The organism is Enterobacter sp. BNK-14, assembly GCF_047456095.1.
Classification (GTDB): Bacteria; Pseudomonadota; Gammaproteobacteria; order Enterobacterales; family Enterobacteriaceae; genus Enterobacter; species Enterobacter kobei.
Genome location: NZ_CP179897.1, coordinates 3707372 through 3720806, shown reverse-complemented (window position 1 = coordinate 3720806; position 13435 = coordinate 3707372). Strand labels below are relative to the sequence as shown.

Below are 13435 nucleotides of genomic sequence, written 5' to 3'. Positions count from 1 at the left end.
GTTGCTCGAGCGTTTAACTCACCAACGCCTGTCCGTCTTTACGGCTCTCCGTTGCCGCCACGTAATGCCCTTCCGGAAGGCGATAAATCACCTGCGCACCGCCGAAGTTATAATCCTGCAGCGGATCTTCCACCACGATCTGGTGTCCGCGTTCGCGCAGCGCGGCGATAGTATTGCGATCGAACGTTGATTCGACGATCACTTCCCTGCCCTGCACCACGCGCCAGCGCGGAGCGTCAATCGCCGCCTGCGGGTTTTGCCCGTGCAGCATAATGCGCAGCGCCATCTGCATGTGTCCTTGCGCCTGCATCGGGCCGCCCATCACGCCGAAGGACATCAACGGCTTGCCGCTGCCGTCCATCGCAAAGCCCGGAATGATGGTGTGGAACGGACGCTTGCTGCCCGCCAGCGCGTTCGGATGATTAGGATCCAGCGAAAAACCACAGCCCCGGTTTTGCAGGCTAATCCCGGTGTCTGGCACCACGATCCCTGAACCAAACCCCATATAGTTGGACTGAATAAAGGAGACCATCATCCCGCTGGCATCCGCAGTGCTGATGTAGACCGTACCGCTCTGGGTGGGTGAACCGTAGACAAAATCAGAGGCGCTTTCGTGGTTGATAAGCGCCGCACGCGATTTCAGGTAATGATCGCTCAGCAGCTCTTTGGCCGCGAACACCATATGATCTTCATCCGCCACGTAGCGGTCGAGATCCGCCAGCGCCAGCTTCATCGCTTCAATGGACAAATGCAGAGACTGCACGGAGTCCGGATGATGCTGCTCGATGCCGCACTGCTCCAGAATACCCAGCGCAATCAGCGTGGCGATCCCCTGGCCGTTTGGCGGCAGCTCCTGCACCGAACCACCCGCGAAGTCGCGTGACAGCAGGTCTACCCAGTCCACGCGGTGGCTGGCGAGATCTTCAGCCGTCAAATGCGCGCCGTGTTCTTTGGCGAAGGCGGCAATTTTCTGCGCCAGCTCGCCGCGGTAAAACGCATCGCCGTTGGTTTTCGCTATCAGTTCCAGCGAATTCGCCTGCGCCGGATTACGGAAGATCTCCCCCACTCGCGGCGCGCGGCCTTCCGGCGCGAAGCAGGCGCTGAAGCCAGGCTGATCTTTCAGCTTGTTGTAGCCGCGCTGCCAGAGATGGCCAATCAGCGGCGAAACCGGGAAACCGTTTCGCGCATAGTCAATGGCGGGCTGCGCCAGCGTGGTCAGCGGCAGCGTGCCGAAACGCTCTGCCAGTGCGACCCAGCCGGATACCGCACCGGGCACGGTCACGGCGTCCCAGCCGATTTCGGGTACCGCCGTTTTTCCGGCAAACAGATCTGCATGCCAGCTGGCCGGTGAGCGCCCCGACGCGTTCAGACCGTGAAGTTTTTCACCGTCCCAGACGATGGCAAAGGCATCACTGCCGATCCCGTTACCGGTCGGCTCGACTACCGTCAGCGCCATCGCGGTGGCAATCGCCGCATCAACAGCATTACCACCCAGCTGCAGCATTTTCATTCCTGCCTGCGCCGCCAGCGGTTGCGAAGTGGCAACGGCGTTATGGCCCATCATCGGCGGGCGTCGTGATTCGTAACCGGACGTAAAATCAAGCGCTTTAGTCATCATGACTCCTTAGTCGTGGCGCGGATCGAGCGCATCGCGCAGCCCGTCGCCAAGTAAATTAAAGCCCTGCACGGCAAGGAAAATTGCCACGCCGGGGAAAACGGACATCCACGGCGCCTGCTCAAGAAAACCTTTCGCGGTGTTGAGCATTGACCCCCAGGACGGATTGGGCGGCTGCTGCCCCAACCCTAAAAACGACAGGCTGGCTTCGGCGATAATCGCCGAGGCAATCGCCAGCGTGGCCTGCACCAGGATCGGTGACATCACGTTGGGCAGCACGTATTTGATGATGATCCAGCGATCCGGCAGGCCAATCGCCCGCGCGCCGTCGATGTACTCTTCGTTGCGGATGGCGATCACCTGCCCACGCGTCAGACGGGCGAAGATCGGCATCGCGGAAAGGCCAATGGCGATCATCGCGTTGGTCAGGCTTGGGCCTAAAAATGCCCCCAGCGCGATCGCCATGATCAGAAACGGGCAGGCCAGCAGCGCTTCAATGAAGCGCGAGATCACCCCATCCCACATCTTCTGGAAATACCCCGCTACCAGCCCCAGCGGCACGCCGATCGCTACCGCGATAACGACCGACATACAGCCCGCCATCAGCGAGGTTCGCGCCCCCCAGATAATGCGGGATAAAATGTCGCGCCCCAGCTCGTCGGTTCCGAACCAGTACATTGCCGACGGCGCTTTACGCACCGCCAGGAAGTTGGCTTTGACCGGGTCGAACGGGGCAATCCACGGCGCCAGCAGCGCCACCAGCACAAAGAAGCCCACCACCACCGCGCCAATCACCGCGCTTTTATTGGCGAGGAATTTCTTTAGCACCCGGTTTTGCGCGCGCCGCAGCGCGGGCACAGCGGTTTGCGTCGTCAGTTCCGCCATGGTTAACCTCGCATTTTCGGGTTGATAAGAACGTAGAGCACGTCAGCCAGCAGGTTGAGCAGCAGGAAGCCGATCGCCACGATCAGCACCACGCCCTGCACCACCGCGTAGTCTCGGTTAAATACCGAATCGACGATCATCTTGCCGAAGCCGGGAATGGTGAAGACCTGCTCGGTCAGCACCGCACCGCCCAGAAGCTCACCAAACAGCAACGTCGTAAGGGTGATAACCGGCACCAGCGCATTGCGAAACGCGTGCTTTAAGATCACCGCTTTCGGCAGTAATCCTTTCGCGCGCGCGGTGCGGATGTAATCCGCTTTCAGGACCGCAATCATCGATGCTCGGGTATGGCGCATCAGCGTCGCCGCCAGCCCTGTTCCGAGAACGGCTGCGGGCAGCAGCAGCGTGCGCAGGTTTTGCACCGGATCCTCACTGAACGGTACATAGCCGGACGCGGGAAGCCACTGCAGGTTCACCGAGAAGACCAGAATCAGCAGGATCCCCAGCCAGAAATGGGGGATCGAGATCCCCGAGATCGCCACAAAGTTCGCCCCGTGATCGACCCAACTGTTTTTGTTCACTGCCGCGAGGATCCCCATGCTAATGCCAAATACCAGCGCGATAATCATCGCCAGCAGCGACAGCTCCAGCGTCACAGGCAGCTTACTGGCAATCAGCTGCGTCACCGGTTCGTGCGTGCGTAAGGAGACCCCCAGGTCGCCCTGCAATGCGCGCGTTAACCAGTTGAAATACTGCACAGGAATGGGCGCATCCAGATTGAGCTCAGCACGCAGCTGGGCGATAACCGCCGGATCGCGCTCCTCCCCGGCCATGGCGATCAGCGGGTCGCCGGGCAGCAGTTTTTGCAGGCCAAACACCATCATGCTCACCAGCAGCAGGGTCGGGATGGCCAGCAGCAGACGTTTGCAAATCAGTTCCAGCATGGGTTCTCCTCAGGACGTTTATTTCGCCAGCGTCAAACCCGCCAGACGCACGATGCCGTCCGGGTAAGGCTTAAAGCCCTGCACGCGCTTGTTCAGACCAAAAATGCGCGGCTCGAAGTAGAGGTAGGCAATCGGCATGTCGGTTTGCAGCTGTTTCACCACCTTGTCATACAGCGGCTGGCGTGCGGCCTGGTCGGTGCTCTGGCGCGCCTGAGTCAGCCATTCGTCGACCTGCGCGTTGCTGTAGCGTCCGTCATTCAGAGTGCCTTTGCTATGGACAAAGCCGTAGATGCTGCCGTCCGGGTCCGGGCGGCCCGACCAGCCGGAGAAACTGAGCTGATAATCACCACTCTGCTGACGATCCAGCAGCGTCGCGAATTCGGTCATCTGCAGGTTGAGCGTGAAGCCGGCCTCGGCAACCATTGCCTGCAGAACCTGACCCACCTGCTGCGAGGTCGGGTTGTTCGGCACCAGCAGGTTGACGGTCAGCGGCGTGGTGACGCCTGCCGCTTTGAGCAGCGCTTTGGCTTTATCGACGTCACGGGGCGGAACCGGCAGATTGACGTGATACGGGCTCACCGTGGAAAACGCCTGGTTTGCCGGCGTGTATAGCCCTTCAAAGACCACCTGATTTAGCGCATCACGGTCGATGGTCTGCGAAAATGCCTCGCGTACGCGGGCATCTCTGAACGGATCGTTCGCCGGGACCTTGCCGTTATTGATGTTGAAGGTAATACCCTGGTAACCCAGACCCGTTACCTTCGCCAGCGCCAGCTTGCTGTCAGATTCAACGGTTTTAACGTCGCTGGCCGCAATGCCTTCGGTCAGGTCGAGATCGCCTGCCCGCAGGTTCGCGAGGCGCACGGAGGCGTCCGGGATCGGCAGATAAATAATTTTGTCGAAGTGGTAGGCGTCTTTATTCCAGTAATTGTCGAAGCGAGTCAGAACAATGCGGTCCTGGGACACGCGGCTGTCAAACTTATAAGGACCGGAACAGACCGGATGGGCGGCAAAGTCAGGCTTTTTCGCCGCGTCGGGTGCCATCATCGCGCCCGCGCGGTCAGTCAGCTGCATCAGCAGCGCGGCGTCAGGGGTTTTCAGGTGCAGCGCAATCTGCATCGGACCGGTGACCTCTACCGATTCCACCGAGGAGATCTCGCTTTTGCGCAGGGAGCCTTTTAGGGTCAACGCACGGTCGAGGTTGTATTTCGCAGCAGCGGCGTCGAATTTCTCGCCGTCATGGAAGGTCACCCCCTCACGGAGATCCATGGTCAGCGTTTTGCCGTCATCGCTCCAGGCCCACGACTTCGCCAGACCTGGCACCACTTTCAGATGCTCGTCGACATCCACCAGCCTGTCGCACAGGGAAGCAAAGACAAAGCGGCCATAGTAGGTGCGCGCCAGATGCGGGTCGAGCATGTCCGGGTCAGCTCCCAGACCAATTCGCAGCACGCTTTCAGAATGGGCGGGCAGCGCCGCGCCAAGCAACATAACACTTCCCAGTACGGTCAAAAGAGAATTACGCATTGTCATTATCATGAGTTCCTTGAAGGAAGGGAGGAGTGAGTGGCCGCGTGTTCAAACAGCGCGCGGCGGCGCAGAAAAGCTGCGGATGGCGGTGCTATCTGAATAACACTGCGATCGCGATTGATGTCCTGCCAGCGGTGACAGGCGACCTGACGTCCACCGTCCAGCACCTGATTAATCGGCTCAACCTGACGGCATTCATCGGTAACATACGGGCAGCGGGTATGGAAACGGCAGCCGGACGGAGGGCTCGCCGGGTTCGGCAGATCCCCCTGCAGCAGCGGTGCGTCGCGTTCAATGCCCGGCTGCATCTGTGGTGCCGAGGCGATCAGTGCCTGGGTATAAGGGTGCAGCGGGGCGTCAAAGATCTCGTCGACGGTCGCAAGTTCAACGATTTGCCCGAGATACATGACCGCCACGCGGTCGCTCATATGGCGAATCACCGCCAGGCCGTGGGCAACGATCACCATCGTCAGCCCGAGCTGGTGCTTCAGGCTTTCCAGCAAATTGACGACCTGGGCCTGGACGGAAACATCCAGCGCAGAGACGGGTTCATCGCCAAGCAACAGTTTTGGTCCCGAGGCCAGCGCGCGCGCAATGCCGATACGCTGGCGCTGGCCGCCGGAAAATTCGTGCGGATAGCGCCCGGACCAGGCGGCAGGCAGGCCAACGGTTTTGAGAAGTTCGGCGACGCGATACTGTCGGTCGGCTTTCTTCATGTTCTGGTGCAGCCACAGCGGCTCACCGACGATCTGCTCCACCGTCATGCGCGGGTTCAGCGAGGCAAACGGATCCTGGAAAATAATTTGCAGCTCACGCCGGAGCTGGTTCAGACGGGCGCCCGAGGCGTCGGTAATCTCCTCACCCTGGTAAAACACGCGCCCTTCACTGGCGGCGAGCAGGCGCAGCAGCAGACGCCCAAGGGTAGATTTGCCGGAGCCAGACTCGCCGACAATTGCCAGCGTTTCACCCGGCATCACGGCAAGCGAAACGCGATCGACCGCCGTAACAAACCGGGCCGGTGAAAAGAGTTTTTTCGGACCAGGGAAGCGCTTGCTGAGGTCGCGGGCTTCAAGAATTGGCGTAGTCATGCGGTCTCTCCCAGGGCAATGTGGTGTTCGAGCGGCACGCGGAAGCAGGCGACCTGATGACCCGCGCCGAGCGTGTTGAGCGGCGGTTTTTCATCATGGCAGCGAGACTGCGCAAACGGGCAGCGCGTCGCAAAACGACAGCCTTTAGGCATGGATTCCGGGAGCGGGACCGACCCGGGAATGGTGGAGAGCTGGCCTTTACGTGCACCCAGCGAAGGGATTGAGCCCATCAGGCCGATGGTGTACGGGTGCTGCGGGTCGGCAAAGATGGCCTCGACGCTCCCCTGCTCCACCACCTGCCCGGCATACATTACCGCCACCTGCTGGGCGACTTCGGCCACCACGCCTAAATCGTGGGTGATCATCAGGACCGCCGTGCCGGTTTCTTCTTTGAGGGTGTTGAGCAAGGTGAGGATTTGCGCCTGGATGGTGACGTCGAGCGCGGTAGTCGGTTCATCGGCAATCAGTAATTTAGGATGGTTGATCAGCGCCATGGCAATCATCACACGCTGGCGCATACCGCCGGAAAGCTGATGCGGGTAAGCCTTGAGGCGCATCTCCGCCGCGGGGATCTGCACCTTCTCCAGGATCTGCAGCGCGACCTTCATCGCCTCTGTGCGGGAAACGCTCTGGTGACGCATGACCGCTTCACTGAGCTGATCGCCTAATGTGAAAGCGGGATTGAGCGAGGTCATCGGCTCCTGGAAAATCATCGCCAGCTCGCTGCCACGCAAATCGGCATAGTCCCGCGGCGAGAGCTTTCGCAGATCGTGACGGCGAAACTGCATTTCTCCGCTGACAATCTGCGCGCTGGCGGGCAGTAATCCCATCAGCGCCAGCGAGGTGATACTTTTCCCGCAGCCGGACTCTCCCACCAGCGCCAGCGTCTCGCCTGCTTTGACCGTGAGGGAAATACCGTCCAGTACGCTAACCGGCGAGCCGGAAAATTTAACGTTGAGATTATTCAGCCGAAGTACAGGCGTGGTGTCCTTAAACGGGATCGTCGTCATAGCGTGAAGTCGTCCTCAAGGTGGATCGCCTGAATCAGGGCGGTTTGCAGGCTAAGCAGGTGTTCGCGCATGGCGGCAGCTGCTTCATTAGGCTGGCGATGGATAATCGCAGACATGATCTTGTGATGGTGGTCGTTATAGCTGTCGACACGTTCGGGCGTGCGGGCTAATTCACGCAGATGCTGCCAGCCCGGTTCGCGCCGCACGGCATCAATCGCGTCAAACAGGCCGAGCATCAGGCGGTTGCCCGCAGCCTCGGCAATAGCGCGGTGAAAGGCGCTATCCCATAGTTCGTTGAGATCGCGGTCATCCGGGCTGACCTTGTCGATGCGTTCCAGCATGCGCTGCATGAGCGCGAGGTTTTCCCTGGTGGCACGCAGTGCCGCAAGCCGGGCTAAGCCGGGTTCGAGCTGTAGACGAGCTTCCATAACTTCCAGCAGGTTGGTTTGCTGAACCAATCCCTGAAGCGCCAGCGGTTCAACAGGGGCAGCGGGACCAATAAAGGTGCCTTTACCCTGTTTACGCCAGATCCGTCCTTCCTCTTCCAGCACATCCAGCGCGCGACGCACTTCGCGTCGTCCTACGCCGAGAGTTTCCGACAGCTCACGTTCCGTGGGCAGCGGAGTGCCTGGTGTTGACTCATGCTGGTTGATAAGCCCGCGCAACTGCTCAAGCGCGGTACTGGAATTGGCCAGAAACCGTGACGGTTTTTCCATATTGGTTCGCTCGCTATCATCATTATTTTCTTTTTATTAACGATAAGTTATTGATATGGCATGAACCTTATCGTGCTAATGATTAAGCAATAACCGAACCAATTATTTATTGGTTCAAAAACTTTCACGATATCCACTGTAAGCGAATGATTTCATGAAAATTATTTTTACAAAGCGACACAGTCTGATTAAGGCCAAAAAGTGGCCGGGCGAAAGAATGCACAAACACAGTGCAAATAACGCACTAATGCTGTGCAAATGTTAATTAATTGCACCACATAAATTAACATTTTGTTAATGAAAAGAAAGGGGGATAAAAGACAAAGGCTGTTGAAACGACGAAGGCCTGAATCATTTCTGATTCAGGCCTTCTGAATAGTGGCGGAACGGACGGGACTCGAACCCGCGACCCCCTGCGTGACAGGCAGGTATTCTAACCGACTGAACTACCGCTCCACTGTTCCCGTTTGGGGAACGAGGCGCATATTACGGTGTGCCTCCGATCTCGTCAACGCTTTTTCTCACGTTTTGAATCGTTTGCTGCAAAAATCGCCCAACCGATGATTTTACAGACATTATGGCGTTTTTTCAGGCGCGCCACATACAGCTGCCACCCTTCTTCTGTACCAGATCGAGACGGGATTCATGGTTAAGTAACTCTTCATCACTGGCTAAAACAACCCGTAAACGACTTGCCTGACGGACCACGCGCTGGATGCCCGCTTCGCCCTGCGTCTGCTGCGACTCATTTTCCATGCTGAATTTCATCGACGTCTGACCGCCGGTCATCGCCAGATAGACATCAGCCAGAATCTGGGCATCGAGAAGTGCCCCGTGCAGCGTTCGCTTGGTGTTGTCTATTTCATAACGTGAACAGAGTGCATCGAGGCTGTTACGCTTGCCGGGAAACATCTTCCTCGCCAGCGCCAGGCTATCGGTCACTTTGCAGAAGGTATTGGTTTTCGGAATATCGCGATGGAGCTTACTAAACTCATAGTCCATAAAGCCGATATCGAACGACGCGTTATGGATGATTAACTCAGCGCCTTTGATGTAGTCGAGAAACTCGTCTGCCACCTCGGCGAAGGTCGGTTTATCCAGCAAGAACTCATCGGCAATACCGTGAACGCCAAACGCTTCTGGATCCACCAGCCGATCGGGTTTGAGGTAGACGTGGAAGTTGTTCCCCGTGAGACGACGGTTCACCACTTCAACGGCACCGATCTCAATGATCTTGTGCCCTTCGTAGTGCGCGCCGATCTGGTTCATACCGGTGGTTTCGGTATCGAGGACAATCTGGCGAGTAATTGCAGTGCTCATAGCGGTCATTTATGTCAGACTTATCGTTTAACTGAACGTTTCAATACAGGAAGTCTACCAGAGATGCGTAAACAGGTAGAAATTTTCACCGATGGATCTTGTCTCGGGAACCCAGGCCCCGGCGGCTACGGCGCGATTATGCGCTATCGTCAGCATGAGAAAACATTTAGCGAAGGGTATTTCCTGACCACCAACAACCGTATGGAGTTGATGGCGGCCATTGTGGCGCTGGAAGCCTTAAAAGAACACTGCGACGTGGTGTTGAGTACGGATAGCCAGTACGTGCGACAGGGTATCACCCAGTGGATCCACAACTGGAAAAAACGCGGCTGGAAAACTGCAGATAAGAAGCCCGTAAAGAACGTCGATCTCTGGAAGCGCCTGGATGCGGCACTGGGCCAGCACGAGATTAAGTGGGAGTGGGTTAAAGGCCACGCCGGCCACCCGGAAAACGAGCGCTGCGATGAACTGGCGCGCGCGGCGGCCTCTAATCCGGCCCATGAGGATACTGGCTACCAGCCTGAATCCTGATCAGGGTTTTCTGTACTGCCGCGTTGCGCCAACGGTCTGGCGGATGGGCGTTTTCGATTTGCTCTGCTTCATGGGGTTAAGCGTCAGAGGGATGGTTCGCTTACGCGCGACGATAAACTGCATGCAGCCTAATGCGGGCAAATGCGTACTCAATAAAACTCCCCCCTGACGTGCCCACGGCAGTACCTGAAAACCGCCATAGTTGAGCACTTCAAAGTTGAGCAGTGACAGCCAGTCGAGCTGGCGCATCATGGTGAACATCCGGCTGTTATAGGGTGGCGTTCGGCGCAATACAGGCACCAGCTTACGTAACCCCATCAGACTCAGCGGATTAAAACCGCTGAGTATCAGCCAGCCGTCATCAATCAGCACGCGATCGGCTTCACGCAGCATACGATGAGGATCGCTGCACCAGGGCAGCGCGTGGGCAAGAAGACACGCATCTACGGATTTTTCCGCAAACGGCAGATGCAATGGGTCAGCCTTCACCTGAACCGGCGATCCGCCGAGAGAGACATTGACCTGATGTGAGATGGCGCAGCTTTCGGTATTGATTTCTGCGCTGAGATTGCCAATCTTAAGCAGGTGAAAGCCATACATTTTCGCGAGCCAGGGCTTCAGCTGTTGCTCAAGCGCCTCGCGATAGTATTCACCCCAGGGCAATTCCGCCCAACGTTCCGGTGCTGCGACAGTCTGAGGTATCCTTGCCGGTTTCATCAAAACACCCGCCACGCTATAAGAGGTAATGTATGAATCTTATCAGTATTCCTGCTTTTCAGGACAATTACATCTGGGTTTTGGTCGATAACGATCGTCGATGCGTCATTGTCGATCCCGGCGAATCCGCCCCTGTGCTTGATGCAATAAAGGAGAACGCCTGGCAGCCAGAAGCCATTCTGTTGACGCACCATCATAACGATCACACTGGCGGCGTGCCGGAACTGTGCGCTCATTTTCCGCATCTTGTGGTTTACGGACCGGCTGAGACACAAGATAAGGGAACGACGCAAGTAGTCCAGGAGGGCGAAAATATCCACATCCGTGAGTGGGAGTTTTCCGTATTTGCTACGCCAGGTCACACTTTGGGACATCTGTGTTTCTACAGTAAACCTTATCTTTTTTGTGGCGACACCCTCTTCTCAGGCGGTTGCGGAAGACTTTTTGAAGGCACACCAAAACAGATGTATCAGTCTTTACAAAAGATTAGTGCTTTACCCGATGACACACTTATTTGTTGTGCCCATGAGTATACATTAGGGAATATGAAGTTTGCGGAGAGCCTCTTACCCGAGGATCGGGCGATTCAGGATTATTATCACAAAGTGAAGGAGTTACGTGCAAAAAACCAAAATACACTACCCGCAATTCTGAAAAATGAGCGCCGAATTAATTTATTTCTGCGAACAGATGATATTGATTTAATTAATAAAATTAACCAAGAAACAAATTTGCAACAACCAGAACAGCGATTTGCATGGTTAAGGTCAAAGAAAGATAACTTCAGATAAATGCGGGTTGCCTTTTCAAAATTTCGCCGTTATCATCGCTCGTCTTTTAAGCAACTATTGACACACACATGAAGGCAAAAGCGATATTACTCGCCTCTGTCCTGCTTGTAGGTTGCCAGTCGCAGAACGGCAGCAACGTACAACAGCACGCACAGAGCCTTTCTGCAGCTGGTCAAGGGGAAGCAGGGAAGTTTACAAGTTCGGCGCGCTGGATGGACGATGGGACATCTTTCGCGCAGGAGCAAGACTTGTGGACCTCTATTGGCGACGAGCTAAAGATGGGAATTCCGGAAAACAGCCGGATTCGCGAACAGAAGCAGAAGTATTTAAGAAATAAGAGCTATCTCCACGATGTAACGTTACGGGCAGAGCCGTATATGTACTGGATAGCCGGGCAAGTTAAGAAACGTAACATGCCTATGGAGCTGGTACTCCTACCCATAGTGGAGAGCGCTTTTGACCCACACGCGACGTCTGGCGCCAATGCCGCAGGCATTTGGCAGATCATTCCGAGCACCGGGCGAAACTATGGTCTGAAACAGACCCGCAACTATGATGCGCGTCGGGATGTTGTCGCTTCAACGACAGCCGCTCTCGACATGATGCAACGTCTGAATAAGATGTTTGACGGCGACTGGCTGTTAACGGTCGCGGCGTATAATAGTGGCGAGGGTCGTGTACTGAAGGCAATGAAAGCGAATAAAGCACGGGGTAAATCCACCGATTTTTGGTCGCTCTCACTGCCACAGGAAACGAAGATTTACGTACCGAAAATGCTGGCCTTGAGCGATATTCTCAAGAACAGCAAGCGTTACGGTGTACAACTGCCAACACCAGACGAAAGTCGTGCACTGGCGCGCGTTCGCCTCAGCAACCCTGTGGATATTCAACAGGTTGCTGATATGACGGGTATGTCGGTAAGTAAACTTAAAACCTTTAATGCAGGCGTTAAAGGCTCAACGCTGGGGGCTAGCGGCCCGCAGTATGTGATGGTTCCGCAGAAACATGCTGAGCAATTGCGTGAGTCTTTAGCATCGGGTGAGATTGCCGCCGTTCAGTCAACGCTGATCGCCGATGCTTCATCCGTTAACAGCCGCAGCTATAAGGTGCGTTCAGGTGATACGCTTTCTGGCATTGCATCACGTCTTGGCGTGACGGCGAAAGATCTGCAGCAGTGGAATAATCTGCGCAGCTCAGGTCTGAAAGTGGGTCAAACTCTGACGGTAGGCGCAGGTAGCAGCGCACAGCGTCTCGCCAGCAACAGCGATAGCATCACTTATCGCGTACGCAAAGGCGATTCACTGTCCAGTATCGCAAAACGACATGGCGTGAACATCAAAGATGTAATGCGCTGGAACAATGATACTGACAATCTGAAACCAGGCGACCAGTTGACGTTGTTTGTGAAGAACAGCGCCACGCCAGACTCCTGATTACACGATCGAAAGATAAAAAGGCACCGATTCCCCTCGGTGCCTTTTTTGTTTATCCCGCTTTTTGCGCTTCAGCCATGATGGTATCGCTGGTAAACGATCCATCCTCCCGCAATTCAAAGTACGCTTTTACCTCAGCAGAGGCACTCTCCTGATAGAGGCGAATCGCCTGACTTAATGCTTCCGGGGTACGCATACGGGCAATCCACGAAGGGTATTCCAGCGGCAAACGGTCTGTTGTTAACGTTCGGGTAATCAACCCCGCTTCAGTGATAAGCGATAACCACTCTCCGCTGGAGTAGTTTTGTACGTGGGAAGTATCACGCAGCGCTTCTACTGTCTGCAGCCAGATATCGCGCACCGGATGCCCGGGAGACATCACATCCATAATAATGAAGATCCCGCCCGGCTTCAGGACACGTTTGACTTCACGTAACGCCTGGCCGACATCATGCCAGTGGTGCGCGGAATAACGGCTAATCACCACCTCAAACGAGGCATCATCAAACGGTAAGGACTCGGCGTACCCCTGGCGCGTATCCACGTTGCTCAACCCTTTCGCCTTCGCCGCCTCAGCAACAACATCCAGCATCTGACTGGATAAGTCATACGCGGTGACCTTCGCCACCTGCTGCGCAGCCGTAAAGCTGGCATGCCCTGCCCCACAGCCTAAATCCAGCACGTGCGCCTGCGGGAATGCTGCCAGACGTTCGCCGAGACGCAGCAGGTCACGACCTGAAGCATGCACGGCGCTGGTCAGATAGGCATTTGCCTGGGAGCCAAACTGTTTTTCTACGTTGTCATGATGGGAGTGTGTTGTTGTCATCGTACTGTCCTTTGTTGGTTAAAAATAAA

At 56.1% G+C, this 13435-nt stretch carries 12 protein-coding genes, 1 tRNA gene and 1 pseudogene; 3 read left to right on the top strand and 11 right to left on the bottom strand.

All coding sequences use genetic code 11. The features are described from left to right. Nucleotides 1-13: 13 nt before the first annotated feature. From ACMGGM_RS17660 to dnaQ, 9 genes are all read right to left on the bottom strand, one after another. Entirely contained in the window at nucleotides 14-1615 is a 1602-nt protein-coding gene (locus ACMGGM_RS17660) for a gamma-glutamyltransferase family protein (protein WP_023338093.1), read from the bottom strand. 9 nt (nucleotides 1616-1624) lie between these two features. Continuing rightward, complete coding sequence (locus ACMGGM_RS17655; protein WP_023338092.1) at nucleotides 1625-2500, bottom strand: ABC transporter permease; 876 nt, start codon at nucleotides 2498-2500, stop codon at nucleotides 1625-1627. A gap of 2 nt (nucleotides 2501-2502) precedes the next feature. Further along, a complete protein-coding gene (locus ACMGGM_RS17650; RefSeq protein WP_014882666.1) occupies nucleotides 2503-3444 on the bottom strand; it encodes an ABC transporter permease in 942 nt (313 codons plus the stop codon). An 18-nt stretch (nucleotides 3445-3462) separates the two neighbouring features. Further along, complete coding sequence (locus ACMGGM_RS17645) at nucleotides 3463-4977, bottom strand: ABC transporter substrate-binding protein (RefSeq protein ID WP_072253243.1); 1515 nt, start codon at nucleotides 4975-4977, stop codon at nucleotides 3463-3465. A gap of 2 nt (nucleotides 4978-4979) precedes the next feature. Next, the gene (locus ACMGGM_RS17640) at nucleotides 4980-6062 is read right to left on the bottom strand and encodes an ABC transporter ATP-binding protein (RefSeq protein ID WP_023332156.1); all 1083 of its coding nucleotides are present in this window, start codon (nucleotides 6060-6062) and stop codon (nucleotides 4980-4982) included. Beyond that, nucleotides 6059-7072, bottom strand: coding sequence for an ABC transporter ATP-binding protein (locus tag ACMGGM_RS17635; protein ID WP_014882663.1), 1014 nt, complete (start codon nucleotides 7070-7072; stop codon nucleotides 6059-6061). The genes ACMGGM_RS17640 and ACMGGM_RS17635 overlap by 4 nt, the downstream gene beginning before the upstream one ends. Next, nucleotides 7069-7788 carry a FadR/GntR family transcriptional regulator gene (locus ACMGGM_RS17630; RefSeq protein WP_014882662.1) on the bottom strand — a complete coding sequence of 240 codons (720 nt, stop codon included), beginning with the start codon at nucleotides 7786-7788 and terminating at the stop codon, nucleotides 7069-7071. The genes ACMGGM_RS17635 and ACMGGM_RS17630 overlap by 4 nt, the downstream gene beginning before the upstream one ends. A gap of 379 nt (nucleotides 7789-8167) precedes the next feature. Beyond that, nucleotides 8168-8244, bottom strand: a tRNA-Asp gene (locus ACMGGM_RS17625). 132 nt (nucleotides 8245-8376) lie between these two features. After that, a complete protein-coding gene (gene dnaQ, locus ACMGGM_RS17620) occupies nucleotides 8377-9108 on the bottom strand; it encodes a DNA polymerase III subunit epsilon (protein ID WP_032637426.1) in 732 nt (243 codons plus the stop codon). Here dnaQ and rnhA point away from each other — a divergent pair. Beyond that, nucleotides 9062-9639: pseudogene (rnhA, locus tag ACMGGM_RS17615) on the top strand (ribonuclease HI). The gene dnaQ and the pseudogene rnhA sit on opposite strands and share 47 nt — an antisense overlap. On the opposite strand, the gene ACMGGM_RS17610 reads toward rnhA, so the two are convergent. Next, entirely contained in the window at nucleotides 9640-10356 is a 717-nt protein-coding gene (locus ACMGGM_RS17610) for a class I SAM-dependent methyltransferase (RefSeq protein ID WP_014882659.1), read from the bottom strand. 32 nt (nucleotides 10357-10388) lie between these two features. Here ACMGGM_RS17610 and gloB point away from each other — a divergent pair, with 32 nt between their 5' ends. Beyond that, nucleotides 10389-11147 carry a hydroxyacylglutathione hydrolase gene (gloB, locus tag ACMGGM_RS17605; protein WP_063944067.1) on the top strand — a complete coding sequence of 253 codons (759 nt, stop codon included), beginning with the start codon at nucleotides 10389-10391 and terminating at the stop codon, nucleotides 11145-11147. Nucleotides 11148-11215: 68 nt separating this feature from the next. After that, nucleotides 11216-12580 carry a murein transglycosylase D gene (gene mltD / locus ACMGGM_RS17600; protein ID WP_023336785.1) on the top strand — a complete coding sequence of 455 codons (1365 nt, stop codon included), beginning with the start codon at nucleotides 11216-11218 and terminating at the stop codon, nucleotides 12578-12580. A 52-nt stretch (nucleotides 12581-12632) separates the two neighbouring features. Here the strand turns inward: mltD and ACMGGM_RS17595 are convergent, their stop codons facing one another. Further along, nucleotides 12633-13406, bottom strand: coding sequence for a class I SAM-dependent methyltransferase (locus tag ACMGGM_RS17595; RefSeq protein ID WP_059373493.1), 774 nt, complete (start codon nucleotides 13404-13406; stop codon nucleotides 12633-12635). Nucleotides 13407-13435 lie beyond the last annotated feature (29 nt).

Excerpts from the sequence above, each read along its gene's own strand:
- ACMGGM_RS17660 (WP_023338093.1), bottom strand. The coding sequence starts at position 1,615 with ATGACTAAAGCGCTTGATTTTACGTCCGGTTACGAATCACGACGCCCG.
- ACMGGM_RS17655 (WP_023338092.1), bottom strand. The coding sequence starts at position 2,500 with ATGGCGGAACTGACGACGCAAACCGCTGTGCCCGCGCTGCGGCGCGCG.
- ACMGGM_RS17650 (WP_014882666.1), bottom strand. The coding sequence starts at position 3,444 with ATGCTGGAACTGATTTGCAAACGTCTGCTGCTGGCCATCCCGACCCTG.
- ACMGGM_RS17645 (WP_072253243.1), bottom strand. The coding sequence starts at position 4,977 with ATGACAATGCGTAATTCTCTTTTGACCGTACTGGGAAGTGTTATGTTG.
- ACMGGM_RS17640 (WP_023332156.1), bottom strand. The coding sequence starts at position 6,062 with ATGACTACGCCAATTCTTGAAGCCCGCGACCTCAGCAAGCGCTTCCCT.
- ACMGGM_RS17635 (WP_014882663.1), bottom strand. The coding sequence starts at position 7,072 with ATGACGACGATCCCGTTTAAGGACACCACGCCTGTACTTCGGCTGAAT.
- ACMGGM_RS17630 (WP_014882662.1), bottom strand. The coding sequence starts at position 7,788 with ATGGAAAAACCGTCACGGTTTCTGGCCAATTCCAGTACCGCGCTTGAG.
- dnaQ (WP_032637426.1), bottom strand. The coding sequence starts at position 9,108 with ATGAGCACTGCAATTACTCGCCAGATTGTCCTCGATACCGAAACCACC.
- ACMGGM_RS17610 (WP_014882659.1), bottom strand. The coding sequence starts at position 10,356 with ATGAAACCGGCAAGGATACCTCAGACTGTCGCAGCACCGGAACGTTGG.
- gloB (WP_063944067.1), top strand. The coding sequence starts at position 10,389 with ATGAATCTTATCAGTATTCCTGCTTTTCAGGACAATTACATCTGGGTT.
- mltD (WP_023336785.1), top strand. The coding sequence starts at position 11,216 with ATGAAGGCAAAAGCGATATTACTCGCCTCTGTCCTGCTTGTAGGTTGC.
- ACMGGM_RS17595 (WP_059373493.1), bottom strand. The coding sequence starts at position 13,406 with ATGACAACAACACACTCCCATCATGACAACGTAGAAAAACAGTTTGGC.